The sequence below is a fragment of the Halobacillus alkaliphilus genome (genome assembly GCF_900113125.1).
GTDB classification, from domain to species: Bacteria; Bacillota; Bacilli; order Bacillales; family Halobacillaceae; genus Halobacillus; species Halobacillus alkaliphilus.
The window spans coordinates 16,450-42,174 of sequence record NZ_FOOG01000007.1 but is presented as its reverse complement, the minus strand read 5'-3'; the positions used below and the strand labels follow the sequence as shown (position 1 = coordinate 42,174).

The 25,725-nt window shown below is 40.5% G+C and carries 21 protein-coding genes; 18 read left to right on the top strand and 3 right to left on the bottom strand.

All coding sequences use genetic code 11. The annotated features are described in order from the left end of the window. The first annotated feature begins 115 nt into the window (after positions 1 to 115). From hpaE to BMZ06_RS06035, 9 genes are all read left to right on the top strand, one after another. Positions 116 to 1,639 carry a 5-carboxymethyl-2-hydroxymuconate semialdehyde dehydrogenase gene (gene hpaE, locus BMZ06_RS06075; protein ID WP_089751128.1) on the top strand — a complete coding sequence of 508 codons (1,524 nt, stop codon included), beginning with the start codon at positions 116 to 118 and terminating at the stop codon, positions 1,637 to 1,639. Between the two features lie 18 nt (positions 1,640 to 1,657). Beyond that, positions 1,658 to 3,133, top strand: coding sequence for a 4-hydroxyphenylacetate 3-monooxygenase, oxygenase component (gene hpaB / locus BMZ06_RS06070; protein WP_089751126.1), 1,476 nt, complete (start codon positions 1,658 to 1,660; stop codon positions 3,131 to 3,133). A 12-nt stretch (positions 3,134 to 3,145) separates the two neighbouring features. Continuing rightward, a complete protein-coding gene (gene hpaD / locus BMZ06_RS06065) occupies positions 3,146 to 4,126 on the top strand; it encodes a 3,4-dihydroxyphenylacetate 2,3-dioxygenase (protein WP_089751125.1) in 981 nt (326 codons plus the stop codon). A 29-nt stretch (positions 4,127 to 4,155) separates the two neighbouring features. Next, positions 4,156 to 4,614: a flavin reductase family protein gene (locus BMZ06_RS06060; protein WP_089751123.1), complete on the top strand. Its 459-nt coding sequence runs from the start codon at positions 4,156 to 4,158 to the stop codon at positions 4,612 to 4,614. An 18-nt stretch (positions 4,615 to 4,632) separates the two neighbouring features. Continuing rightward, positions 4,633 to 5,508, top strand: coding sequence for an FAD synthetase family protein (locus BMZ06_RS06055; protein ID WP_089751121.1), 876 nt, complete (start codon positions 4,633 to 4,635; stop codon positions 5,506 to 5,508). A gap of 22 nt (positions 5,509 to 5,530) precedes the next feature. After that, complete coding sequence (hpaI, locus tag BMZ06_RS06050; protein WP_089751119.1) at positions 5,531 to 6,448, top strand: 2,4-dihydroxyhept-2-ene-1,7-dioic acid aldolase; 918 nt, start codon at positions 5,531 to 5,533, stop codon at positions 6,446 to 6,448. A 199-nt stretch (positions 6,449 to 6,647) separates the two neighbouring features. Continuing rightward, positions 6,648 to 6,884, top strand: coding sequence for a hypothetical protein (locus tag BMZ06_RS06045; RefSeq protein WP_089751117.1), 237 nt, complete (start codon positions 6,648 to 6,650; stop codon positions 6,882 to 6,884). A 300-nt stretch (positions 6,885 to 7,184) separates the two neighbouring features. Further along, on the top strand, positions 7,185 to 8,222 hold the full coding sequence (locus BMZ06_RS06040; RefSeq protein ID WP_089751115.1) for a M14 family metallopeptidase: 1,038 nt from the start codon (positions 7,185 to 7,187) through the stop codon (positions 8,220 to 8,222). Between the two features lie 23 nt (positions 8,223 to 8,245). After that, complete coding sequence (locus BMZ06_RS06035) at positions 8,246 to 9,454, top strand: M14 family zinc carboxypeptidase (protein ID WP_089751113.1); 1,209 nt, start codon at positions 8,246 to 8,248, stop codon at positions 9,452 to 9,454. Positions 9,455 to 9,563: 109 nt separating this feature from the next. On the opposite strand, the gene BMZ06_RS06030 is transcribed toward BMZ06_RS06035, so the two are convergent. Continuing rightward, positions 9,564 to 10,295: a potassium channel family protein gene (locus BMZ06_RS06030; RefSeq protein ID WP_089751112.1), complete on the bottom strand. Its 732-nt coding sequence runs from the start codon at positions 10,293 to 10,295 to the stop codon at positions 9,564 to 9,566. A 411-nt stretch (positions 10,296 to 10,706) separates the two neighbouring features. Continuing rightward, positions 10,707 to 11,105 carry an ion channel gene (locus BMZ06_RS06025; RefSeq protein ID WP_089751109.1) on the bottom strand — a complete coding sequence of 133 codons (399 nt, stop codon included), beginning with the start codon at positions 11,103 to 11,105 and terminating at the stop codon, positions 10,707 to 10,709. A gap of 263 nt (positions 11,106 to 11,368) precedes the next feature. Between BMZ06_RS06025 and BMZ06_RS06020 the strand changes: the two genes are divergently transcribed. After that, positions 11,369 to 11,686, top strand: a complete 318-nt coding sequence (locus BMZ06_RS06020) for a hypothetical protein (RefSeq protein WP_089751107.1) — start codon at positions 11,369 to 11,371, stop codon at positions 11,684 to 11,686. 23 nt (positions 11,687 to 11,709) lie between these two features. After that, positions 11,710 to 12,159 (top strand): SHOCT domain-containing protein, encoded by a 450-nt coding sequence (locus BMZ06_RS06015; RefSeq protein WP_089751105.1) that lies wholly within the window; start codon positions 11,710 to 11,712, stop codon positions 12,157 to 12,159. 294 nt (positions 12,160 to 12,453) lie between these two features. Here BMZ06_RS06015 and gabR read toward each other — a convergent pair whose 3' ends face one another. Further along, positions 12,454 to 13,866: a MocR-like transcriptional regulator GabR gene (gene gabR, locus BMZ06_RS06010; RefSeq protein ID WP_089751104.1), complete on the bottom strand. Its 1,413-nt coding sequence runs from the start codon at positions 13,864 to 13,866 to the stop codon at positions 12,454 to 12,456. A 113-nt stretch (positions 13,867 to 13,979) separates the two neighbouring features. On the opposite strand from gabR, the gene gabT reads away from it, so the two are divergent. The 7 genes from gabT to BMZ06_RS05975 all read left to right on the top strand — a co-directional run bounded on the left by gabT (position 13,980) and on the right by BMZ06_RS05975 (position 24,794). Further along, positions 13,980 to 15,287, top strand: coding sequence for a 4-aminobutyrate--2-oxoglutarate transaminase (gene gabT / locus BMZ06_RS06005; RefSeq protein WP_089751102.1), 1,308 nt, complete (start codon positions 13,980 to 13,982; stop codon positions 15,285 to 15,287). 21 nt (positions 15,288 to 15,308) lie between these two features. Continuing rightward, positions 15,309 to 16,703, top strand: coding sequence for an NAD-dependent succinate-semialdehyde dehydrogenase (locus BMZ06_RS06000; protein ID WP_089751100.1), 1,395 nt, complete (start codon positions 15,309 to 15,311; stop codon positions 16,701 to 16,703). 31 nt (positions 16,704 to 16,734) lie between these two features. Continuing rightward, on the top strand, positions 16,735 to 16,914 hold the full coding sequence (locus BMZ06_RS05995; RefSeq protein WP_089751098.1) for a hypothetical protein: 180 nt from the start codon (positions 16,735 to 16,737) through the stop codon (positions 16,912 to 16,914). A gap of 15 nt (positions 16,915 to 16,929) precedes the next feature. Further along, entirely contained in the window at positions 16,930 to 18,522 is a 1,593-nt protein-coding gene (locus BMZ06_RS05990) for a sodium:solute symporter family protein (RefSeq protein ID WP_089751096.1), read from the top strand. Between the two features lie 20 nt (positions 18,523 to 18,542). Further along, the gene (locus BMZ06_RS05985; RefSeq protein WP_089751094.1) at positions 18,543 to 19,769 is read left to right on the top strand and encodes a Zn-dependent hydrolase; all 1,227 of its coding nucleotides are present in this window, start codon (positions 18,543 to 18,545) and stop codon (positions 19,767 to 19,769) included. A 27-nt stretch (positions 19,770 to 19,796) separates the two neighbouring features. Further along, positions 19,797 to 21,062 (top strand): ArgE/DapE family deacylase, encoded by a 1,266-nt coding sequence (locus tag BMZ06_RS05980; protein ID WP_089751092.1) that lies wholly within the window; start codon positions 19,797 to 19,799, stop codon positions 21,060 to 21,062. A 618-nt stretch (positions 21,063 to 21,680) separates the two neighbouring features. Further along, the gene (locus BMZ06_RS05975) at positions 21,681 to 24,794 is read left to right on the top strand and encodes a DEAD/DEAH box helicase (RefSeq protein WP_175477810.1); all 3,114 of its coding nucleotides are present in this window, start codon (positions 21,681 to 21,683) and stop codon (positions 24,792 to 24,794) included. The last annotated feature ends 931 nt before the right edge of the window (positions 24,795 to 25,725 follow it).

Sequence of the window (25,725 nt, the reverse complement as noted above, 5' to 3'; positions counted from 1 at the left end):
AGCCTGTGTGATAATTTGAATATACAAACTTTAGCAAATATTTGCAAATTTAGTCCATGGAAGGAAATTATTTTTTTGAGCAATTAAGAAAGCGCTATCAAATAGGAGGATAAGCATGAGTGAACTTACTTTATCTGATATTAACCAAGCAGGAAAACGTGTGATCAAAGAAGTGAAAGATATTCAGCTTTACATTGATGGAGCTTTTGTAAATGCGGAAAATCACGAGCAATTTGATAATTATAACCCGTTTACCAATGAAAAAATCAACAAAGTAGCTTCTGGAGCGGAAGCGGATATAGACAAAGCGGTAAAAGCAGCCAGGAAAGCTTTCAAAGGAGATTGGGGAAGCCTTTCTCAAAATGAACGGTTAAGCTACATTTACAAAATTGCAGACTTGATTGATGAGCATATTGAGGAAATTGCTCCGCTTGAATCATACGATACGGGCCTGCCGATCAGCCAAACGAAGAAAATGGTCGCTCGCGCTGCTCACAATTTCAGATTCTACGCAGAGATGGTGAAAAGTCGTCTGGTCGGAGATGCCTACCAGGTGGATAATGACTTTCTTAACTACACGATCCATAAGCCTGTTGGAGTAGCCGGGTTAATTACTCCCTGGAACGCACCATTCATGCTTGAGACGTGGAAGATTGCACCAGCGCTTGCTACCGGAAATACAGTCGTGTTAAAACCTGCCGAATGGTCACCGCTTACAGCGAATCGCTTAGCTGAAATTATTGATAAAGCTGGTCTTCCTGACGGGGTCTTCAATGTCGTTCATGGTTATGGGGAGACGGCCGGGGCGTCGTTAGTCGCTCATGAAGATGTGGAGTTGATCTCGTTTACAGGAGAAACGTCCACAGGATCTGAAATTATGAAAAATGGAGCAGACACGCTGAAGAGCTTTTCGATGGAGTTAGGTGGGAAATCCCCAATCATCGTGTTTGATGATGCAGACTTTGAGCGGGCAATCGATGCTTGCACGTGGGGGATATTCTCATTTAACGGAGAACGCTGTACAGCCAACTCAAGATTATATGTCCACGAAGACATCGCTTCAGATTTTATCGCAGCTCTGAAAGATCGAGTAGAGAATATTGTGGTCGGTGATCCAATGAAAGAAGACACGCAGGTCGGACCGTTAATTCATACGAAACACTATGAAAGTGTGAAAAGCTATTTAGAACTGGCGGAAGAAGAAGGATGTCAGGTTATCAGTGGATCGGTTCCGAAAGAACACAGCCGCGGCAATTTTGTAGCCCCAACTTTGCTTCTTAACGCAGACACATCAATGAGAGTGGTACAGGAAGAGATTTTCGGTCCAGTAATTGCTGTGATGACTTTCAAAGATGAAGCGGAAGCGGTCGATCTAGCGAATAATGTTCGTTACGGACTGGCGGGCTATGTGTGGACCAAAGATCTTCAGCGAGGTCACCGGGTTGCGCAAGCGGTTGACTCTGGAATGTTGTGGATTAACTCTCAGAATGTGCGGGATTTAAGAACTCCATTCGGTGGTTCCAAACACAGTGGAATTGGGCGCGAAGGCGGACATTATGCCTTTGAATTTTATACAGAAGTGCAAATCATCCATGTAGCGCTGGGAGAACACCGCATCCCGCAATTTGGAAAAAAATAATCAAGGAGGAGTTTATTTATGCCAGCAAAAACAGGTGCTCAATATAAAGAGAAGTTAAAAAATGCTAAGAATAATATCTATATTCACGGAGAGCGTGTCGACGACCCGACGACTCATCCAGCCTTCCAAAATGTTGTTCAGTCTATGGCGGATTTATATGACCTTCAATATGAAAAATCTGAAAAGATGCTCTATACCTCTCCTCAAACAGGCGACAAAGTAGGGATGACTTTTTACCGGCCTGAAACAATAGATGATTTAATCAAGCGTCGAGAAGCGATTCAGGAATGGGCACGTCTTTCCGGAGGGTTGATGGGACGCTCACCTGACTATTTGAATGCAGAAGTTATGGCTATGGGGGTAGCCAATGACTTGTTTGGCGAAGATGACCCGATGTTCGCAGAGAATGCAAAAAATTATTATGACTACGCACGGGAAAATGATATCAGCTTGACGCACACATTGATTCACCCGCAAGTGAACCGTCAAAAAGCACAGTATGAGCAAAAGGATGCGAATGTAGCGCTTCATCTCGTTGAGAAACGTTCGGACGGAATTATTGTCGAAGGTGCACGCTTACTTGCCACTCAAGGTGGAATTACGGATGAGATCCTCGTCTTCCCTTCAACCGTTAAAAAGGCTGGCGAGCTCGATGATCCTTATTCTCTTGCCTTTGTGGTACCAAACAATACGCCAGGGCTTAAGTTCATCAGCCGTGAATCCTTTGATAACGGTAAGAACACCTGGGATCACCCATTAAGCAGCCGTTTTGAAGAGGGAGATGCCATTGTTTACTTTGATAATGTGTTCGTCCCCTGGGAGAAAGTTTTTGTTTGTGGAAATTCTTCCATTTGTAACCGCACTTTCACAGAGACAAACGCTGTTGTGCATATGTCCCACCAGGTGGTGGCTAAAAACGTTGTCAAAACGGAATTCCTGCTGGGGATTGTCTTAAACCTTATGGAATCCATTGGCATCGATAAGTTCCAGCACGTCCAGGACAAAGGTACCGAAATTATGCTGGCGCTTGAAACGATGAAGTCTCACCTCTTTAAAGCTGAGCACAATGCCAAGCTCGATAAATGGGGCACGATGACCCCTGACTTTGATGCTTTGAACGCAGCTAGAAACTGGTATCCAAGAATTTATCCACGCCTTGTAGAAATACTTCGAATACTAGGAGCCTCCGGGCTGATGGGCATTCCAACAGAAGAGGATTTCCATCACGAAGAAATTGGACCGATTGTCAATCGCGCGCTGCAGTCTAAGAATATGGAAGGCTATGAACGTGTGAAACTTTTCCGTCTTGCCTGGGATCTTACGATGAGTGCTTTTGGCAGCAGGCAGACTCACTATGAGTATTACTTCTTCGGTGACCCAGTGAAAATGGGGATGACTTACTTTGAGCAATTCAATAAAGAGCCTTATAAAGACTATGTGCAAGATTTCCTGGAGAAAGTAAAAACTTCCAAACCAAACTATACAAACGTATAAGGAGTGAAGACAATGGATTTTGATATCATCCGTGCGGGACGCGCCGTTTTACATGTCACAGACTTAGAGAAATCAAGAGCTTTTTATGAAGCTCTTGGTTTCATAGAAACAGCGTCAGATGATGAAAAAATATTTTTCAGAGGGCTTGAAGAGCATAATCACCATAGTATTGTACTGAAGAAAAGGGATATTCCTGCCGTTGAAGTGATCAGCTATAAAGTAAAATCTGAAAAAGACTTAGATCAACTCGCTGCTTTTTATGAAGGGCAGGGCACCGAAGTGAAGTGGATGGAAGCGGGCTCCCAGGAAGCAGTTGGCCGGGCGCTTAGAATTCAAGATCTCTCTGGTTTGCCTGTGGAGTACTATGCGGAAATGGATCAGGCTGAACGAATGATCCAGAAATATCACTATCATAAAGGGGCGAAGGTACAGCGGATTGACCATTTTAACTGCATGGTCCCGGATGTAGGGAAAGCATACGATCACTATATCAATCAACTAGGCTTCGCCTGCTCTGAATATACCGAAGGGGAAGAAAAGAAAATATGGGCGGCCTGGCTGCATCGTAAACCAAGTGTCCACGATGTTGCTTATATGAATGGGCTGGGACCGAGGCTCCACCATATCGGTTTCTGGTTAAAAGATCCGATGAATTTGATCGATGGCTGTGATGTGCTTGCATCAATGGGTTACGGCCCATCGATTGAACGCGGTCCTGGGCGGCACGGCTTATCGAATGCGCTGTTCCTTTACTTGCGGGATCCAGATGGTCATCGTATCGAACTCTATAACGGAGATTATTTAACAAGTGACCCAGACTTTAAACCGGTGCGCTGGGATCTGAATGACCCAATGCGTCAGACGTTTTGGGGACACGAAGCCCCTGACAGTTGGTTTGATGAAGCATCAGAAGTTCTAGATATTCATTCAAATAAGAAAGTAACGCTCACAGAGCCGAAGTTGAAAAAGCGCAAACCGACGTTTGTTACTTGAGCAAGAAAAATTAACAAGAGGTGATTATGATGGACAATCGTATGTTCCGAACGGCTATGGGGAAGTTTGCGACAGGGGTAACGGTGATTGTGTCAGAAGTTGAAGGGCAGGTGCACGGCATGACCGCCAATGCGTTTATGTCAGTCTCCCTTGATCCCAAGCTTGTGCTTATATCCATCGATAAAAAAGCGAAAATGAATGAAGTGATTGAAAAGTCTAATCAATTTACCGTCAATATTCTCTCTGGAGATCAAAAGGAAATGTCGATGATTTTTGCAGGTCAAATTAAAGAAGATAAACAGGTGAAATTTGAAACGGTGGAAGGTCTTCCCGTAATTGAAGATGCCCTTGTCAGCCTTGTCTGTAATGTCTATCAGTCCCATGAGGCAGGGGACCATACACTTTATGTGGGAGAGGTGATCAATTTAAATCTTCAAGACGGGGAGCCACTTGCGTTTTATGAAGGAAAATACATGCAAATGACGTAACGAAGGAGGAGGGCAAGGATGATAACCATCCCTATCAAACACCCGATTACACAATATATTCAAGAGAACAGTCAGTCATGTGTTATGGCTTTAGGATTTTTTGATGGGGTGCACTTAGGACATCAGAAGATTATTAGAACAGCGAAGAAAATAGCTAAAGATAAGGGCTTAAAACTTGCGGCTATGACCTTTGCCCAACATCCCTCTTCTGTTATTCCGAAAGGCCCGACGATCACTAAATTTATAACCCCACTTTCTGAAAAGGCGAAAGTATTTGAACAGCTTGGTGTCGATATCCTTTATGTTGTTGATTTTACAAAGGAGCTGGCAAAAGTTCCTCATCAGCAGTTCGTGGATCAATATATATATGGACTCAACAGTAAGCACGTCGTTGCTGGGTTTGATTATAAATATGGATTCAAAGGCAAAGGAGATATGAGCCAGCTTCCTATAGACAGTAAAGGCAGATTTGGAGTCACGACGGTATCAAAATTAGAGCAACACGAGCAAAAAGTTAGCTCCACTCTTTTGAGAGCGCTGATTTCTACGGGTAGAGTTGAAGAAATTTATCAATATCTTGGAAAAAGCTATGAAATGAGGGGAGAAGTTAAAGGCAAAGGGAGAACCTGTACATTTTCTTTTGACCCTTCTTACTATATGCCGATCCCTGGGCACTACGAAGTGACAGTAAAGAGTAATCTCTTTCAAGCGAAAGGGATGTGTGAGGTCAAATCAATTCACCACCCTGGAGAGCTTACCATCACTTTCTTTGAAGACACTCTTTTCAAAGATTTTGAGAATGCCACATTACAGTGGAACAATTTCATTGCTGACTTTGAAATGGACGCTCTGCATGCTCAGGGAGATTTACGAGAGTTAGAAATGAGTATGTAAATAACGAGAAGGAGGAGATAGGATGAGAGATTATCAAGAGATAAAATCAAAGTTAAGAGGTTCGGTTACACCTGTCATCACGCCATTCAAAGCGAATCATGACATAGATTTTGATACCTTTTCGAGTTTAATCGAATTTCAATTGGAGAATGGTACGCATGCGATTTCAGTTACCGGTACATCTGGGGAACCAAGCTCTTTAACAGAGGACGAACGTGTGCAGGTCATGAGTACGGCTCATAAGATCATTAATGGCAGAGTTCCGTTTGTACCGGGTACAGGGTCCACGAATCACGATGAGACGATGCGCCTGACGAAGAAAGCAGAAGAGATCGGAGCGGATGCGGCGATGGTCATCGTGCCTTACTATAACAAGCCGAACCAGCAAGCATTATACAAGCACTTCAAAACGGTCGCAGACTCTGTTGATATACCGATTATTGTGTACAACATTCCAGGACGTACCGCACAGAATCTCCATGTGGATACATTAGCTCAGTTGAGCAAAGACTGTCCGAACATTATCGGAGTAAAAGAATCGAACAAAGACTTCGAACATGTCAATCGTGTACTATTAAAATGTGGTCGTGATTTTCTACTGTTCTCGGGTATTGAGCTGCTTTGCTATCCAATGCTTGCGATCGGCGGCGTAGGATCTGTCAGTGCCACAGCGAATGTCCTGCCAGGAAAAGTAGCCCAGATGCATGATGCCTGGTTCGACGGGGATGTAGTCACCGCCCAAAAACTCCATTATGAATTAATGGAGCTGAATGATGTCCTGTTTAAAGATACGAATCCTGCGCCTGTGAAAGCAGCCCTTGGGATGATGGGCAAAATTGAACCTGTTCTAAGACTGCCGATGGATCTTCCATCTGAAGAACTGCAGAATGAGATTCGTGAGACTTTGAATAAATATGGTGTCAGTCTTCAATATGTATAAGTGAGTGATAAAAAGCGGTTTCTTTCCTATGAAGAAGTGGAAAGAACCGTTTTATTTTTTTAGGAAAAGAGAATCCAGAACTTTATAATCCTTCATATCCGTAACTTCAATAACCAGTTTCTTCACTTACTAATGTAATTATCCTGTAGGAAAAAGCGGTGGATATGAAGAAATTGTTCAAAGCGAGGGAGGTGAAAAGATGGCCGAAATTCATTTCGACGCAATGAAAAGTAAAGGAATGACCAAAAGCACAGAGGGACATGAAATTTACTATCAGGTTTATGATGTAAGTGGGTTAGATGATGGACAGGACTTTCAAGTGGAGTATGAAGCTAAGGGGGATTTCAAGCCTCAACAAGAGCAGTTAACATTTAAACAAGGAACAAGGACGATAGAATTAATGGGGCATACTTTTTATCTGGACAATGTTACGTAGATGTTAGAAGTTGGACGAGAGAGGAAGTTTGCGTTTAATTCCCAGTCCGCGATGTAACTTACTCGGAATTAAATAAGCTTATTAAATAAGCGAAAGAAACGAATATATTAGATTAGTCGTTCGAGCATCCTGTTGGGGGTGCTCGTTTTTATATTAAATTTGGTAGATATATTAACACTCTCCTTCAAAACACCTACTCCCATCTAGTTAAATGTTATTAGTTTCCTCTAAATGAAAGGGATTCCATTGTTCATTATTGAAGTGGTATAGACAGCAAAAATTGAAGGAGGATGATGATTGATGAAGAAAAAAATCTTATCAATGGCTTTAGCTGGTACTTTACTTGCTGCTGGAGCCGCAACAGGACCAGTGTTAGCAGGTAACAGTGCCAATGGTCCAAATTATGAGGGCAATGAAACGATTAAAAATGAACGCCTTCACAGTTATGAAGAAATGGTTAAAGTATTGGAGAAAGCTGACAGTCAATCTGAAGCTATGGAGCTTGAAACTTACGGAGAATCTGTAAAAGGTCGAGACTTATACTTAGCAAAATTCGCTTCTGATGAAGATAACCCTACTGTATTATTTCTTACACAACAGCATGGAAACGAGACGTTAACAACAGAAGGGGCTCTAAAACTTATTCAGAATTTAACTTCAAACGGTAAGAAAACTCAAGAAATTCTAGATAACGTAAACGTTCTTATTGCTCCACGCTTGAATGTTGATGGGGCAGAAGGAGATGTTAATTTCTCTTTAGATGATTACGTCTCAGGTACACATACGCGCTATAACGCAAACGGAGTTGATTTAAACCGTGACCATGTGGATCGTGAACAGCCTGAAACGAAGGCCTTCCATGAGAATGTTTTACAAAAGTACAACCCGGATTACATGATTGATCTTCATCACCAAGGTACACAAACGACCCTGGGTGATTCAGATGAGCTTGTATCAGGATCTATTCTTTATCCGACAACAGAAAATGTAGATGATGAAGTGCTTCAACGTTCAAAGCAGCTTGGTTCTGTTGTTTACAATGCTGTAAGTGATAAAGGCTATGGGTTACTTTCTAAGTATCCTGGTGGATCAGCAGAAACGATCAGCCGTAACGGTCTTGCCGTAGAATATGATGTTGCCACGTTATTGTTTGAAATGCGTGGAATGGCCGATCACGAATACGAGGATTATGTCCTGGGACAAAAGAGCAACGGCAAACTGATTCAACAAGCCGTTACTGCCATGGAAGCAACACTCGAAGCTCTAGCTGATGGTTCTATTAACGATGCAGATACGTCTTTCTGGGATGACCTTCCGCTTAGTGGGTACGGCGAATAACAACAATTTGAGGAGTGGATAATATGAAGAAAAAAGTCTTAACTGTTGTCAGTACTCTAGCCCTTTGTACAAGTATTGCGTTGCCTACATACGCGGCGGGGAATCATCCAGGTACACCTGAGCAGCAAACTTACAACAGCTCCGGCTTTACAGACTATGGTCAGCTTGTTAAAAAACTTGAGAAGATTGAACAATCAAGCCAAGGTCGAGTAGAAGTCGAAGTAGTAGGACAATCCAACCAAGGGCGAGACATTTACCAAGCCCGTGTCGGTAAAGGCGATCGTGTCATTTTAATCGAAAGTGAAATCCATGGTAATGAAAAAACCGGTACGGAAGCGATTTTAAATCTACTTAAGCATTTAGGGTCCAGCAACTCTCCTGATGTAAAAGCCATGCTCGAAGAGATTACACTAGTCACGCTGCCTAAAATGAACCCGGATGCTTCAGAACTCGATCGCCGTGGAAATGCCATGTCGTGGGAGGAAGTATTACAGGACTTCCCTCAATTAGAAGGGGCTGATGGTCCGACGTGGAATCACTACTATTCTGGAAATAGAGCCACTATTCAAGGGGATGACTATTCTTCTCAACCTGGATTTGATGTGAACCGTGATTTTAATCCAGATTTAGACTACACCCCTGAACCAGAAGACGTACCAGGTTCTTCTTCAGAACCTGGATGGTATATTACACCTGAAGCGCAAACCGTACGCGATGTATATAAAGGATTAGAAGATGAATTTGGTAAAGTTGATGTGTTTGTAGACTTGCATCACCAGGGACTTTATTACGTGGAAGGAACGTCAGACCCGGTCACACTGTCGCTGTCTGGACAATTTGTCCCTGATCCATCAACCGAAGCCGGTGCTAAATATGCGGAGTATGAAGACACCTATGATTATGACTTCTCACGCCAGCTGAATCTGGCTGCTTATGACGCTCTTCAATCTATGGGAAATTCCCCATTTGACAACATTACGTTGTACAGTCAAGGTCTGGACTTGCCAGGAACGGCACTTGGTTCTTTTGCTTTAAACGGAAGTGGAACCGTGCTGTTTGAAGTTACAGGTCAAACTCAAAGCATGGGACAAAAGAAAAAAGGAATGCTTGTTAAAGCCGTAGAAACAGGGTTGCAAGCCATTATTGAGGGTGTAGCAGACGGATCAGTGGATGAGCTTGATCCAGAACGCTATGAAGATATTCCGGAAACCTCTTATCAACCAGGAATTTAATAGTGAAAAAGGTTGGGAAATCCTAGTAAATTAAACTGAAAGTGGTCCGCATCGTAATGATGCTGGCCACTCTTTTTATGGGCTTTTTTTTATCTTGGACGATTAGTCACTATGAATGGATATTTGTATCGGAATGTTCTTGTTCTAAATCATCTACTAGTAATTTTATTCGGTTTATCTCTTTAGGGGTGAGTTCTTCAAAACGATCCAGTTCTGATTTTATAAAAGTAATAGTAGGATTATCGGCTTTGTGTGATTTCACGAAATATGTAGTAATGGAACCTGTTAACATGCCTACAAGTCCAATGCCGATCATCATAATAAATATGGCAACAAGCCTGCCAGGCAAAGTAGAAGGAGAAATATCACCATACCCTACAGTCGTTGCTGTGACTATCGACCACCATAGGCCATCTCCATAAGTGGTAATACTACTTTCGGTGTGTTTAATGATTAGGGTAGAAATGAATAACATTGCAAAAGTAAATACAAATACTCGATCTAATCCATTGGTTTTAAGTATGTTAAAGACATTTTTAAAATGGTTTTTAGACATGGATATTATTCGTAACAATCTAAACAACCTTGCTACTCTGGCAATCTGAAAGATACTATCTAAAGGAATGGCAGCTATAATATCAAAAGGGTTATTTTTAATATAATTCCATCGATCTTCAGCTTTTACTAACCTCACCACCACATCAATAAAGAAAATCGCCCAAATAATCCTGTCTAATACTAAAACAGCTGGATTATTTGACCATAAGAATAAAACAGAGGTCAAAGCTAAAAGAAAAAGAGTGGATTCATATACTAATGAAAGGTTTTTAGAGAATCGCATGTGATCACCTCGAATGTAGTAGTTTATGTTCGTGTGGACAAAGTGCGCTTGTAGATATCTTTATCAATCTCTTTGACTAATAGATACAATAAAAGCCAAGGGCAAAGCCCTCGACTTTAGTTCCTGGGAGAATTGTATCATATAACAATAGACTCTCTATGCACTTATACTAAGTACAGATGCAGGTTGAAATTGGAAAATGGATTTATCACGGAGGAAAGGCCGTAACTCAAAAAAAGTAACACGAAGAGACAAAAGTCATCACTCATCCGGGAGTGGGGCTTTCTAACTGCATGAGTGGTTACTAGATTAAGCTTTATAGCCTGGGAAAGACGAACGATATGAATCTTGTTATTCTATCTTCATTCCGGTCTATATCGGCGCTGATCTGGTCTACCGTTTTTACTTTAATCAGTCATCCTTAGATGAATCCAGTGCTTTTATGAAATAAGCGGTAGGAAGAAAAATACCAAGACCTGCTTGAATTAAGGCGAAGAAGCGGGTGGGACCGACCGGAACATAATCCCCATAACCTACCGAAAACATGGTTACGCCGCTAAAATAAAGGAAGTTCCAAAAAGAAGGATCAACCGGTGACATGGAGTCATTCCCTTCAACTATAACTGGAGAATTAAAAGAAATAAGGTAATATAACACGGAAAAACCAAGAATTATTCCAAGGGAGACAAAGAATAGTTTAAGAAAGAGTGCAGTGCTGAAATAGCTATTCCGATAAGTTTTGTTGGAAAAAAAGTAAACTAGATTAGCAAGAATAAAGATTACCGTCGCAATTAGTAAAATATTCACCATTTTATTCACCTCTTTCCCCTTTTTAACCAATGGGGAGCAGGGGTAAACTTAATATATGAAAATAGTAGTCACCGATATCAAGAGCGTCGACAAAATTATGCCTTCGATACCTTTCTTGGATGAAATGGTTAATGAAGTTAGCCTAGAATGCACTGAATTATAGGCGAATACAGGGGGGGAAATACCCCAAAAGATAAATGAACAAGAAAAAATGTGGTATTTAATTTTTTGTAGTACAATTTAATTGGAAGGAGGTGGAAACTTTGAGTGGTAAAGGTTTCAAGAAGGTGGATAGAAAATTAAAGCAATTTGAAAGAAATGCAAGTAAAGTAAGTGGGGATAATGAGCTATCTTTTGAAGAGTTATTCCCTCCATCTTTCATGTCTGCTCATACTAACTTTAATAGCTTTCAAGAAATGCTTGATCAATCCCCTTTTGAAGTAAAATCACAAAAAGATTTTGAAGCAATACCTAACTATGAATTTGATACTTATATAAGTCAATCAACAAATTTTTCTTCGTGGAAAGGAATGCAACAAAAAGCTGTCGCAGAATGGACATCAAAAAAACTTGGTTTCTAATGAACCTCTGAAGGAGGTAAATGGTGAAGAAAGTAATCCAATTTAAAGATGGAGATAAACTCAAAGTCACAATTGATAATGAGTTTATTCACTTCCATAGAAAAGGTGTTTTCAATTCTATTACAGGGCTTAAAGGTAAAGATTCCATAAGACTGGATAATATTTCAGATGTGCAATTTAAAAAACCAGGCATGTTATCTGGCTATATTCAATTCACCTTAGTTACGGATAAGAATAAAATAAAGGTTCATAAAGCTGTAACTGATAAAAATTCTATTATCTTCTCTAAAAAAGAAGTAAGTAAAGCTGAGGAAATTAAAGAAATAATAGAGGCTTATATTGCTGAAAACTCAATTACTCCCTATTCAAACACAAGTGTAGCAAATGAGTTAGAAAAATTAGCAGAACTTAAAGAAAAAGGTATTTTAACTGAAAAGGAATTTGTTAATCAAAAATCAAAGATATTAAAATGAATTTTTATAAAGGGGTACTTTCCCCTTTATATTTTGCATTAAAATTAGTGCCTTATCCTCGATTGTGATGCTTGTGAAATTGTACCATATAATCATAAACTCACACCTATGCACTTAAACCACCTACATACTCAGATTGAAATAAAAAATGGATTTACCTTTAAGGTAATAAATAATAAAAGAAACAAGAAGAGACGAAAGTCATTATTTATAAGGGGAAACTTTTGCAAAGTACCAAATGATTAGGTCTAGCTCGAGTAGCCTTGTTGCATGAGTGATTACTAGATTAAGCGTCTATGAGAAAAGTAAAGCCAGCCGTCTCACAGACTCCCGCACTTTATCATCCTCCATATTCGCAAATCCAATCACCAGTTTCTTCTTCCCTTTCTCCGTCATGTCATAATCCTGTAAGAAGAAGCGGCGAATTGTATATAATTCGATTTTATTGTCTTTGGCCCGCTCCTCAATCTCACTATAGGAAAGAGAAGTTTCGATATCCACTAGAAAATGAAGGCCCGCGGGAATATTATGAATCGTTATCTTGTTTTGAAAAGTCTTTCGCAATTCACGAATAAGCGTCGCTCGTTTTGCTTTGTAGTAAGCATTCATCCGCTTAACGTGTCTTCCGTATTCGCCTTCATCAATGAAATACTTCAGTGTCCACAGGTTGATTCCTGACGGGCCGTCGATCCAATCACCAAAAGCATTCCGGTAGCGTTGTAACAAATCAGGAGGAAGAACCATATAGCTGATCCGCAGGCTTGGCAGCAGCGTTTTGGAAAACGTTCCGGTGTAGATGACCTGCTGGTTCTGGTCGAGACTTTGCAAAGAAGGGATATGGTCCGTTCCATACTTAAATTCACTGTCATAATCATCTTCCACTATGTAACGACCAGGTGACTCGGCTGCCCAGTTTAAAAGTTCAATTCTTCTATTGATAGGCATAATCGTCCCAGTTGGGAACTGGTGGGAAGGAGTGACGAACACCCATTGAGGATCACTTTCTCGAAGAGCCCGAATAGAAATTCCCTGATGGTCCAAAGCTACCGGACTTACTGGGAAGCCCATGTTTTTCAGTAAATTATAAAACCGCTGATACCCTGGGTTTTCGACAGCCACCTGCGTGTCTTTAGCCTGTAAGGACATCACTTTATGAATCAGTGGCTGGGTTCCGGATCCGATGACAATCTGTTCAGGCCGGCAGCGGACACCTCTAGTGAGAGCAACCATTGTTGCGATGGATTCGCGCAGTTCATAGGGTCCCTGAGGGTGGGGAAGAAGAGAGAGCTGGGTGCGATGGTGTTCCATAACTTTCTGTTGATACTTCCTCCATTTCTTAAATGGAAAGTGCTCCGCATCCGTAGCAATATGTGAAAAAGTAACCTCAGGCTGGAATCTATCCTTTTTACCGTCCTCTTTCAATTCCTCTGGGAACGGAACGTCTTCTTCGTCTCTTTTAATATAACTTGTAATCTCTTCTACAAAATATCCTTTTCGTTCAGCACTGTATATATAACCTTCCGCTAGTAGTTGTTCATAGGCGTGGGCTACGGAATTGAGGCTGACCTCCAAATCCTGGGCCAGTTTCCGTTTGGACGGAAGTTTCTTCTTGGTAAGCTGATCATCGAGAATCAGATCTCTTAAATGCGTATAAATCTGTTTGTAAATGGCCGGTTGTTCGGCTCCTTTTTCAACTTGGAAAAACACGTGTATTTCCTCCTACTAACTTAACTGGTGCCATTATTTTTAAAGAACTGGTACTTTTAATTGTACCAGAAAATTGTCATAATTATCTATAAATTTCATGGGAGGGATAAGAAGTGACAAATAAAATAGTGAATAAAGAAGACTTGCAAAGAAAAAGGAAGAAATACATACCAAAAGGAATAGGGAATGGGAATACAAATATAGCGGACTATGCACGAGGAGCAAGGGTAATCGATAATGAAGGCCGTGAATGGATTGATTTTGCCGGGGCTATTGGCACGCTTAACGTTGGCCATACGCATCCAAAAGTCACCGAAGCGGTGAAGAACCAAGTGGACCGCTATCTTCATCCAGGCTTTAACGTGATTATGTATGACAGCTACATCAACCTGGCGGAAAAGTTATGCACGATTACACCTGGTACGTTCGATAAAATGGCGATGCTGTTTAATTCCGGCGCCGAGGCTGTAGAAAATGCAGTCAAAGTTGCGAGGAAATACACAAATCGTCAGGCTGTTGTATCCTTTGAACGCGGATTCCACGGACGTACGAATCTAACGATGGGAATGACGAGCAAGGTGAAGCCATATAAATACAATTTCGGTCCTTATACTCCGGAAATTTATCAGGCTCCTTTTCCTTATATGTCAAACAAACCCGAGCAGATGACGGATGAAGAATATATTGATTACAGTATCATGCGCTTCAAGGAGTATTTTGTCACCGCGGTCGCACCGGAAACTGTAGCTTGTATCGTTATGGAGCCGGTCCAAGGTGAAGGCGGTTTCATTATTCCTCCGAAACGCTTCGTGCAGGAAGTAAGAGACTTCTGCAGCGAGCACGGTATTGTTTTTGTGGCCGATGAAATCCAGACAGGTTTCGCCCGTACAGGACGTTTATTCGCAAGTGAACATTTCGATATTGAACCGGATGTAATGACGCTGTCGAAATCTCTTGCAGCAGGTATGCCGTTAAGTGCGGTAGTCGGAAAAGCAGAAATCATGGATGCATCCTCACCAGGGGAGTTAGGCGGAACGTATGCAGGGAATCCGGTAGCCTGTGAAGCAGCTCTCGCCGTGATTGATGTCATTGAAGAGGAAAATCTAAGCGATAAAGCCGAACAGATTGGTGCTAAACTGGAAGATAAATTAAAAGAACTGAAAGCTCGTCACGATTACCTCGGTGATATCCGGCGGTTAGGAGCGATGGTTGCTGTAGAAATTATCGATAATGAAGGTAACCCGGACAAAGCAAAAACAGGAGCAATCACTTCCTATGCCAACAATAATGGACTGCTTCTGCTTTCTGCTGGCGTGAAAGGGAATGTAGTTCGTTTTCTGACACCGCTTGTGATTACCGATGAAGAGTTGAATAAAGGAATGAGGATTTTGGAACAGGCTTTTGACGAAGCGGCAGACTAATATAGGAAAGGAAGAGGCATTATGGGGAATACGATCCAAGTGAAAAATCCGGCTACCGGGAATATTTTAAAAGAGGTAGATGTTACCTCAGCTGCAGATATTGAAAAAGCTTTAAAGCAGGGGGATGAGGCCTTCAAATCTTGGTCAAAGGTGAATGCCCATGAGCGGTCTAATCTACTAAAAAAATGGTCGGCAAAAATTAAAGAGGAAACGGAACAGCTGGCGGAAGTAATGACGCTTGAAAGCGGAAAGCCGCTTAAAGAATCACGGGGAGAAGTCGCCTATGCGGCAAGCTATATCGATTGGTATGCGGAAGAAGCGAAACGAATCTATGGCCGAACGATTCCTTCTCACTCAGAATCCAAACGTATTGTTGTAACCAAAGAGCCTGTCGGGCTTGTGGCTGCCATCACGCCGTGGAACTTCCCGGCCGCGATGATGACGAGAAAGGCTGCTCCTGCGTTAGCTGCAGGATGCACATTCGTTGTGAAGCCTGCCGAAGAAACGCCGCTTACGACGATTAGACTTGTCCAATTAGCGCATGAAGTTGGAATCCCGGAAAATGTGGTTCAATACGTGAATGGGTACGGGGCAGATGTTGGACCAATTTTCACAGATAGTCCACTCGTCCGTAAAATTACCTTCACCGGATCCACACCCGTTGGAAAATTATTAATGAAAAATAGTGCGGCGACCATGAAGCACGTATCGATGGAACTAGGAGGACATGCTCCGCTCATCGTGGCAAAAGATGCCGACATTGATTTTGCTGTCGAACAGACGCTTGCTTCGAAGTTCCGAAACGCCGGACAGACATGTATCTGTGCGAATCGAGTGCTCGTCCACGAAGCCATAGCGGATGAGTTTTCAGAGAAGCTAACCGCACGCGTCAAAGAGCTGAAGGTTGGAAATGGATTGGTCGAGCAGACGGATGTTGGCCCGGTGATTAATGCAACTGGGTATGAAAAGATACATACTCAAATTGAAGATGCCGTTGGTAAGGGGGCAAACGTTCTCTACGGCCATAAATATGATAAGGATGATGAAAAAGGCTATTATTTTGTACATCCGACTGTCCTCGAAAACGTTGGGGAAGGCATGAGCATCATGCAGGAGGAAACGTTTGGCCCGGTAATTCCACTGACGACTTTCCGCGAAAACGAAGAAGCAGTGGAAATTGCCAACAATACACCGTTCGGACTGGCCGCTTACTTTTTCACGAATGATTATCGAACCGGTATCTACTACCAGGAGAATCTGAAGTTCGGGATTCTCGGCTGGAATGATGGTGCACCGTCTGCCGCTCATGCGCCGTTCGGCGGTATGAAAGAGAGCGGCATTGGACGCGAGGGTGGTCCTGAGGGGATCGAACCTTACATTGAAACGAAGTATCTGTCTATTGGAGGCATTGAATAGTTTTCTAGATTCTTAACATGGAGGTAAGACCATGAATGTTGAAATTTTAATATTATTTATTAACGCAACGCTGGTGACAGTCATATCTTCGATTGTTGTCATTGCCATTCTGAGAAAGCAATACCTTCCTGTCATCAAAGAGATGGAGAAGAAAGAGAAGCAGGAAGAGAACACGGAATCGGAAGAAAAACGAATCAACAGTAATATATAATAGAGGGGAATCTATATGGCCATTACGATATTTGCGCTCGTTTTATTACTTTATGTAGTTGTAGGAGCTTTCATCAGCCGTTATGTAAAAAACAGTGATGACTTTTATACCATGGGAGGAAGAGGCTCGACTATTCTGATTGTCGGTACACTTGCAGCTACGTATCTCAGTGCTGCTACGTTGCTCGGAATTGCGGGCCAATCTTATAAAGAAGGTCCTCTGGTTATTGCGACACTCGGATCATTTGGTGCCTGGCTTGGAACCCTGATCGCTGTCGTCTATATGGGAAGAAAAATGAAGGCTTTAGGTTGTAAGACGATGCCGGACTTCTTTGATAAGCGATTTAACAGCAAGTGGGTCAGCATTATTGCTATTATTATTATGATTGTAGGACTCGTGGGGTACGGAGTGATCCAGTTTATTGGAGCTGGACTGGTACTCAGCGAAATAACAGGAATTAATTTTCAATTATTGATTGTCTTGTTCACGATTGCGTTAATTGCCTTTACAGCCTTTGGCGGGATGTATGGTGTGGTCGTGACGGATACGATCATGTTCTTCACGATGCTTGCGATTTCCATCGTGATTGCTCCGATGATCATCGGTCAGGCTGGATTTGAACAAATGAAAGGTCTATCCGAAACGATGCCGAATTACTGGACGATCGGCGGTACGGAAGAACGGTCAATTGGATGGTCAATCTCGCAGTTTCTTGTATGGATTCTGTTCTTTGCCTGTATGCCAGCGCTCGTATCCCGGGTATTCCCAGCTAAAAATGATTTCGTCATTTTAAAAACAGCGATTATCGGAGTCTTTTTCGCACCTTTCATGCAGTTGACTGTTTTCATTGCAGCGGGCGGTATGCAAGTACTTCAGCCGGGCATTACGCCTACGGATAATGCAATGATCGTCGGGTTTATGGAATTCACACCTCCCGCAGTGGCAGGTGTAGGACTGGCTGCACTCATGGCTTCGATTATGTCCACAGCTTCTACGTTATTTGTCTTGGTAGGTTTCGCTTTATCCAGGGATTTGTACGAAAGACTGTTTGAAAAAGAACTTAATGAAAAACAGAGCCTGAAAGCAGCACGAATTGGACAGCTTATCGTAGCGGTAGTCATCTGCGCGATTGCGCTTGCTCGTCCTTCCGCGATTTACTGGATTTCCATTTATGCAGGTTCCATCTTTGCGGTTGGATGGCTGCCGACGATCGTGGCATCTTTTGAATGGAAGAAAATGAACAGCAAAGCGGCTATGATCAGCATGGTATCCGGAGTCGCTTCGTTTCTCCTATTTGGGGAGTTGATCAGAGCAGGAATCATGACGCTGCCAACCGGTATGGACGAACTGATGCTGGCGCTGCTTGTTTCCGTAGTATCTCTTATTGGTGCAGGGATGGTAACGAAACCGAACGCTCATGAACTGAATTATTACGCAGAGATGAAGCGTTCCGGTATGGCGTCTATAACCATCAAGGAATTCTTGAAACAGCCGGATGGTCTGCAAAAGATCAAAAAGCAGTACAAACAGCTGATTACCGTTTCTGTATTATTTACGTTCATATCCGTCGTGGTATGGGGATACTTCTTCATAAAACTCGGACTCTAATAATCTAGTGAGAAAGTGAGATGGAAAACGTGAACACCATTAATGAAGAGAGACTCTTCCGTATGCTTTCCAAAAGTTCAGAAACAGGAGCTATACCACAAAATGGCCTGAGGCGACTGGCTCTTTCAGATAAAGATCAAGAGATGAGAAATATATATAAAGATTGGTGTAAAGAAGCAGGATTAACGTTACGGGTGGACGACTTAGGGAATATGTATGCCAGAAGGGAAGGAAAGCAAGACCTCCTTCCTGTGGTACTTGGATCTCACCTGGATACTCAGCCGGAAGGGGGCCGATTCGATGGCGTCCTCGGAGTGCTGTTAGCTTTAGAAGTGGTTCAAACCTTAAATGATAATGGTATCGAAACCGAACGGCCGCTGGAGATCGTGAATTTCACGAACGAAGAAGGCGCCAGGTTTGAACCTCCTATGCTCGGGTCCGGCGCCATAGCCGGGGTGTTCGATCAAGAGTATGTGTATAGTAGAAAAGATGCAGAGGGTTATAGTTTTCTAGAAGAACTAGAAAGGATCGGATACAAAGGAAAAGAAGAAAACCGACTCAGTGACTTTCATTCCTTTCTAGAACTTCATATAGAACAGGGTCCCATTCTTGAAGATGAAAACATACAGATTGGCGTGGTGGAAGGGGTTCAAGGCATAAGCTGGCTGGAAGTGACTCTTACGGGGGAAGCGGATCATGCCGGTCCGACCCCGATGCACTTACGGAAAGACGCCTTGATGGCCGCTGCAGAAATAATGAATCAACTAGAAAAAGAGATTGCGACTACGGACGTTACCGTGACCGTGGGCAAGATTTCTGTGTCACCAAACTCTGTCAATTGTGTTCCTGGCGAAGCTCATTTTACCGTAGATATCCGAAGTACCAATGATGATCTTCGAAAGGAAGCTTTGAAAGAAACCAAAAACACGATACGCCGTGTCAGTGAGGACAGAGACGTAGGCGAGGAAATGAAGGAACTGTGGGAAACCGAAAAAATTGATTTTGACCGCAGTATTACCGAAGTTATAGAGAACAGTGCGATAGAACTGGGGTATTCTTCAAAAAGAATGCTTAGCGGTGCCGGCCATGATGCCAAGTACGTTCACAATCTCGGCCCCACGGCCATGATCTTTGTGCCGAGCGTAAACGGCAAAAGCCATGTACCTAGCGAATTGACACTGGATAAAGATATTGTGAGCGGAGCCAATACGCTCTATCAAACGGTACTTACATTATCCAATGAATAAAAACCGAAGTAAGGTGTGAACTTATTTATGGCAACCAGCAACGAGCTTGCGCGTAATAAAATCGAGGAATTATGGGAAGAAGAAAAGCTGTTCTTGAAGACGCTCGGAAGTTTTCCCAGTACATTAGGAAATGAAAAAGGCGTTCAACAGTTTGTTTATAACTACTTACAGGATATGGGGCTGGAGACAGAAGCGATCACGGTCGATCCGGACCGTTTGAGAAAGTATGAAAACTTCGGTGAACCCGAATGGTCCTATGAAGATCGCCCAGTAGTGGTAGGAGAATGGAAAAATAACGGACCGAAAAAAGGAAAAAGCCTGATCCTGCAAAGCCATATGGACGTGGTAAGTGCCGAACCCGTAGACCAATGGGAAACTCCGCCCTATTCGCCGGTGATTAAAGACGGAAAAATGTACGGCCGAGGGATTCTGGATATGAAAGGCGGATTTGCGGCTATCATTATGGCTGTTAAAGCTCTCCGTGAATCTGGCATCGAACTCGGTGCAGATCTGCAAATACAGAGTGTCATTGAAGAGGAATGTACCGGGAACGGCGCACTGGCTTTACTAGATCAGGGATACGCGGCAGATGGAGCGCTTATCCCGGAACCTACGCAATCTCGTTTGATAACCTCCCAGGTAGGTGTTATATGGATTCGAGTGAAAGTAAAAGGAGCAGGCGCACACGTTGAAAGGGCGGAGAGCGCACAAAATGCGATTATGAAAGCGAATATACTGATGGAATCGCTGATGGAGTACCGTGAGCACATTAATAACCGGCCGAAACATACAGATTTTGAACATCATCCTCATCCGCTCAACGTCAGTGTTGGGCTGATTGCAGGAGGAAACTGGGCATCCAGCGTGCCGACCAAATGTACGTTTGAAGCGCGAGTCGGCTTCTATCCAGGAACTGATCCGGAAGATGTAAAAAAAGAGGTCGAGCAGTGGCTGTTGGCTGCTGCTGAAAAGGATGATTGGCTGAAAGAAGCGAAGCCGGAAGTTACGTTTTATGGTTTCTCAGCCCCAGGCTATACCATCTCGAAGGAGGAAGAGATTATGGAGGGAATGGCTGCCTCGCATTATTCGGTAACCGGTAAACAAGTAGAAGATCTGGCGTTTACCGCAACTACGGATCTGCGTGCGTTTGGGGAGTTTAATATTCCGGCTACTTGTTATGGGCCGAGTGGTGGGGATATGCATGCTCCAAATGAATATATTGAGCTTGAGAGTTTGAAGGAAGTGACGCATACGATTGCTGATTTTATTTTGCGCTGGTGTGGAGAGAAATAGGAAGGATCTTCTTTAATGTTGCAACCAGAAAATGAAAATTATTTTTATAAAAACTCATTAATAATTGTTTTTTGGCTATTAGAAGGATTAAGATATTAGATTGCATATATGAAGTTCCACCATTTCTATTCTAGTTTAAACATATTTAGAGCAACAGCCTTCTAAGCTGTAAGGAAAGAGTTCGATGCTCTCCTGGTAATCAAATAAAGCGCTGAATCTCTTGGTTATCAAGGGGTTCAGTGCTTTTCTTGTGTCAGAGGGGGAGTGTTAATTGGAGGGGCACCTTATTGGAGCAAAATATTTAATACTTTTAGTAGTTGTTATATCTTCATATCAATATACAGGGGTTTATATTATCCTAAAGGAATTTTCATGGGAAAATTCTCTGTTGGTATGGGGAAAATGATAAAATAGGTTTAAGGTCGGTTAACTAAGAAATGATATATTAGGAGGATATGATGTGGAAATTATTCTTTCAAAGAAGCTAATTTATTTCAGTACAGAAATGAAATATATTAAAGAATAAGGTAAGTACTAATTATGGTAAACATAGTGTTGGGGGTTATATCTCTTTAAAATCATTTTTATATTATTATAAAAAACTTTGGAGGAATAATAGTGTCATCGATAAGACTTGAATACATAACACAGTGGGATAACGTAGAGCTAATTAATCGGAGTTTAAAATCTTTCCAAATAGAAGCATTAAATACAGCAATAAAATATATAAATTCTAGATCTGATAAACATGCTCTTATAAAACTCCCTACTGGTACTGGAAAAACCCTAATTATTTATATGCTTGCAAACTTCTACAAAAAGGTGAAAAACACGCTTATTGTTACATCATCAGATACTGTAAAAAAACACATACTATACGAGCTAGAGGAAGGTATCTCAAATAATTTTGAGCTTAGTGATATAATCCAAAAAAAAGTAATTGAAATTTTTCCTAAAGATATTCCTGATAAGTTGGAGGCTAATGAGCAAAATATTTATGTAACTACAATACAGGCTTTATCTTATATGAAATCTAATGAAGAGTTAGAAAAAGTTGAAAAGCTTAAAGAATGCGTAGATTTAGTACTATTTGACGAAGGGCATAAAGAACCCGCGTCGAAGTGGAAAAAGGCTTTGAGGGAATTAGATAAAAAAGTAATTCTTTTTACTGCGACTCCAATTAGAGACGATAAAAATAAACTACGAATTGATAATAAACATATTTATAATTTTCCCCTCGCAAACGCAATGGAACAAAATTATATACGTACTCCTAATTTTATTGATATTGAGCAAGATGATTTAGAACCCTTTATAGATGAGATAATTGAGAAATGTGACGAAATAGAAAGTAACGAGAAAGTAATTATTCGCTTTAAAAGTAAGGAAGATATTATCAGAGCTCATAACTATCTAAAAAATAGCCATGAGAAGGAAGTAATCTCCATACATGAAGAATTTACAGAAACAAACTATCCTGACGATTCTATGATAAAGAAAGTGCCAAAGAACTTAAGAAGCCAAAAATATACTTATTGGCTTCATCAATATAAATTAATTGAGGGGATGGATGATAGCTCATTTAAAATATTAGCTTTGTTTGACGGTTTCTCCAATGCTAGGCCTTTAGTACAACAAGTCGGGAGAATCCTTAGACAAAGTGAGTTTGGAGGGGAGACAAAAGAGTATTCAACTATCATATTTAAGTCATCCTCTAAAACTAATCAAGAAGAATTATGGAAGAACTATCTAATTTTTGAAGAATATCTTTCTAGTGATAAATCTTTAATATCATTTGACTTTAATAATTATTTGAATGCAGTGATAAACTCACAGCCCAAAGCAGTTTATATAGATGGGAAAGTACTACCCAGAATTGAATTGAATACTAATCTCACACAAGAAAATAACCAATATCTAACAAAACTTAAATTACCTTTTCAGGCTAATGTATTAATACAAAAAATAGGATTAGAAAAAACATTTGAAGAGGTACATAGCTATATCCTCAATTATTTGGAAGATAACGATCTCTACTTAATTGAGATTATACCCGATCATAGTCGCTCTCTAATTTTATGCTTATTTGCTTATTATTCTGATTCTCCATACCTAGCCGATCAATTTTTTATAGAGCCTAAAACAGGATTGTTATTAACTAAGTTGAGTGATAATTACATTTTTATTTATAACAGTTTTAATCATATCCCTCACTTTTTTTATGAATTTTCTAATCCCTTAAACTCAAATGTTTTAGAAAAAGTGTATGACGAAGGTAGTGAATTTAAACAAATCTCAATCCAAAACGGTAATATTAGCAAAACAGAAGTTAAAAGAAGTACTTTTAATGCAGAAGATATGAATTTGATTGCACCAAGTGTTACTGATCGCTATAAATTTGCAACTACAGCAAATGGAAAGATATTAATCTCTGATAATGAATACCGTAACCGTTATGTAGGTTTTAAAAACGGAAGGATAACAGACTCTACTACTTTCTTCACTGTTAGTGAATACCTTGAATGGTTAGCAAGTTTAGAGTCCAAGTTTGAAAGAGTGGTGGATGGTAGAAATATTTTTGAAAGATATGCTCCTGTAACAGAAAAACCAGAAGATGTTACTCCACGTCAAATTTTGTTAGATATAGATGAGAATTTAAGTTTGCGTAATGAAGATGAAGACGAGATAACTCTAAATAGTAAAATTTTAATGATAGAAGATGACAACTTTATTTTAAAAGCAGATAATGGGGATGAAATCTCTTATAAAATAGTGTTCAACGACGATAAAGATAAATATTATATAAGCGCAATAGGACAATCCAATTTTTATCTAATTGATAATACCAGTCTTAGTAAGTTCCTAAGCAATACTCAATCTTTCCATATTATAACTAACTCACCGAATTATATTTATTCGCATAATTTTTTTATTAAAGTCGGTTTAGATAAGGAAAAGCAATCCTTAAGGAAAATTTTAAAGGAGTTTCAAATAAAAGAGAGAATAACTCACATAACAGAAAAAGGATATACAGAAAAAAGAAAAGTTGAGGAAGGGATCCAATCACAGATTAGTGAGGAGTATAGAGATAATTGGGATGAAAATTCATTATTTTACCTTTTGACTAGTCAGGGGGAAACTCTAGATCAGGAAAACTCTGAAGAATCCAGAAGGGTTGTAAATATACTTAATGATTTAGATTACTTAATATGTGAAGATTTGGAATATGAAATTGCAGACTTTATAGGTATAAAAGATTCAGATGGAGAGAGAAAGGTTTATTTTATTCATGCAAAAGCCGAGAAAGAAAAAAAAGGTATAGCTGCTTCAGCATTTCAAGATGTATGTTCACAGATCATAAAAAATTTAGATTATGTTCATCCCTTAAGTGAAGAACGGCCTAACTTTTCGAAATGGGAAAGAACATGGAAACAAAGCAGATACAAAGTAGAACGACAAAGGATTACTACGTTAAATAATAATCATCATCTTTCTCCTGCTGAACTATGGGCTCTTATAAAGGATATACAACAAGATCAAGAAGGGGAAGTGTACGTATGGGCTTTACTTAGCAATATGCTTTCTCTAAGGAAGTTTGAGAGTGTAACACTGGGGCATCAAGATGACGAAGGAATTATTCCTCTTATATATATATTAAGCAATACCTGGTCCCAAGTGCAGAATGCAGGTGCTAAATTTGAAATACTATTTAATAAAATTGAAGTCCAATGAGAATGATTAGAAGAATATCTGCAAAAAACTTTGGTAAGCTTAAAAGCTAATATTGAGCATGTCTATTTGATATGCTCTCTTTCTCCTAGATCTTAATTCAATATAACAATTTTTTCTTCCATCTCTAATTTTGAGAATGTAATCGGTCTCGACGACGTTTCAAATGAAAAGAAAACTAGAAACATCTATGAGATAGTTAATCAAAGTTCTGATATAAATCTTAATACCGGTATACATCAGAAAACAGACACACACTTCTAAGATGGTAAATTTGCACAAACATCTTACAAGTGGTTTGATGGAAGGTTACATTTATAATATAACTATTAACTAATAGGCAATTCTGTAACAAAGTAAAATGACATACTTTTTGGCATACAATTGTTCATTTATGATTATATCCTTCTGTTTATGGTATTGGGTTTGAGCCTTATAAAAGTTGCCTTTTCCAATTAAACTAGGTGCTATTTTGCTTTATTTGCATATGAGAATCCATGGGCGGCATGATGTAAGGTTTAGCAGCTCTCAAGCCTTCTCATGAGTTCAAATAATTAGCTTTCTCATTTTGATTATAATCTTTGTGGGGTATCAAAATTATTAAAACTATAAAGGTAGTGGATCTTTGATGTCATGATTTTTCCTTTCTATGGCAATATGCAGCCGAAGAAATACATATTGAAGAGCACTATGATATGAATGAATGTTTTAGAAAGAATAAATTAGATGATATAATAATTAAATCCTTGCTTACTTTTCTTATTTTTCAAGGCAAGGATAGAGCCTCACCTTCCGCCAAAGGTGGGGCCCATTTTAATGTTTTATACTATTTTCCATACTTATATTCTCTCCAAGATAAATGTTTTTTTTCTGCTAAGCATAGATATATTCAACCATAGAAGTAATGACTTCCTCTACTCCAGGTTCTACATTA

What these genes read in the sequence shown, in the direction of transcription:
- hpaE (WP_089751128.1), top strand. Translation starts at nt 116, where the DNA reads ATGAGTGAACTTACTTTATCTGATATTAACCAAGCAGGAAAACGTGTG.
- hpaB (WP_089751126.1), top strand. Translation starts at nt 1,658, where the DNA reads ATGCCAGCAAAAACAGGTGCTCAATATAAAGAGAAGTTAAAAAATGCT.
- hpaD (WP_089751125.1), top strand. Translation starts at nt 3,146, where the DNA reads ATGGATTTTGATATCATCCGTGCGGGACGCGCCGTTTTACATGTCACA.
- BMZ06_RS06060 (WP_089751123.1), top strand. Translation starts at nt 4,156, where the DNA reads ATGGACAATCGTATGTTCCGAACGGCTATGGGGAAGTTTGCGACAGGG.
- BMZ06_RS06055 (WP_089751121.1), top strand. Translation starts at nt 4,633, where the DNA reads ATGATAACCATCCCTATCAAACACCCGATTACACAATATATTCAAGAG.
- hpaI (WP_089751119.1), top strand. Translation starts at nt 5,531, where the DNA reads ATGAGAGATTATCAAGAGATAAAATCAAAGTTAAGAGGTTCGGTTACA.
- BMZ06_RS06045 (WP_089751117.1), top strand. Translation starts at nt 6,648, where the DNA reads ATGGCCGAAATTCATTTCGACGCAATGAAAAGTAAAGGAATGACCAAA.
- BMZ06_RS06040 (WP_089751115.1), top strand. Translation starts at nt 7,185, where the DNA reads ATGAAGAAAAAAATCTTATCAATGGCTTTAGCTGGTACTTTACTTGCT.
- BMZ06_RS06035 (WP_089751113.1), top strand. Translation starts at nt 8,246, where the DNA reads ATGAAGAAAAAAGTCTTAACTGTTGTCAGTACTCTAGCCCTTTGTACA.
- BMZ06_RS06030 (WP_089751112.1), bottom strand. Translation starts at nt 10,295, where the DNA reads ATGCGATTCTCTAAAAACCTTTCATTAGTATATGAATCCACTCTTTTT.
- BMZ06_RS06025 (WP_089751109.1), bottom strand. Translation starts at nt 11,105, where the DNA reads ATGGTGAATATTTTACTAATTGCGACGGTAATCTTTATTCTTGCTAAT.
- BMZ06_RS06000 (WP_089751100.1), top strand. Translation starts at nt 15,309, where the DNA reads ATGGGGAATACGATCCAAGTGAAAAATCCGGCTACCGGGAATATTTTA.
- BMZ06_RS05995 (WP_089751098.1), top strand. Translation starts at nt 16,735, where the DNA reads ATGAATGTTGAAATTTTAATATTATTTATTAACGCAACGCTGGTGACA.
- BMZ06_RS05990 (WP_089751096.1), top strand. Translation starts at nt 16,930, where the DNA reads ATGGCCATTACGATATTTGCGCTCGTTTTATTACTTTATGTAGTTGTA.
- BMZ06_RS05985 (WP_089751094.1), top strand. Translation starts at nt 18,543, where the DNA reads ATGGAAAACGTGAACACCATTAATGAAGAGAGACTCTTCCGTATGCTT.
- BMZ06_RS05980 (WP_089751092.1), top strand. Translation starts at nt 19,797, where the DNA reads ATGGCAACCAGCAACGAGCTTGCGCGTAATAAAATCGAGGAATTATGG.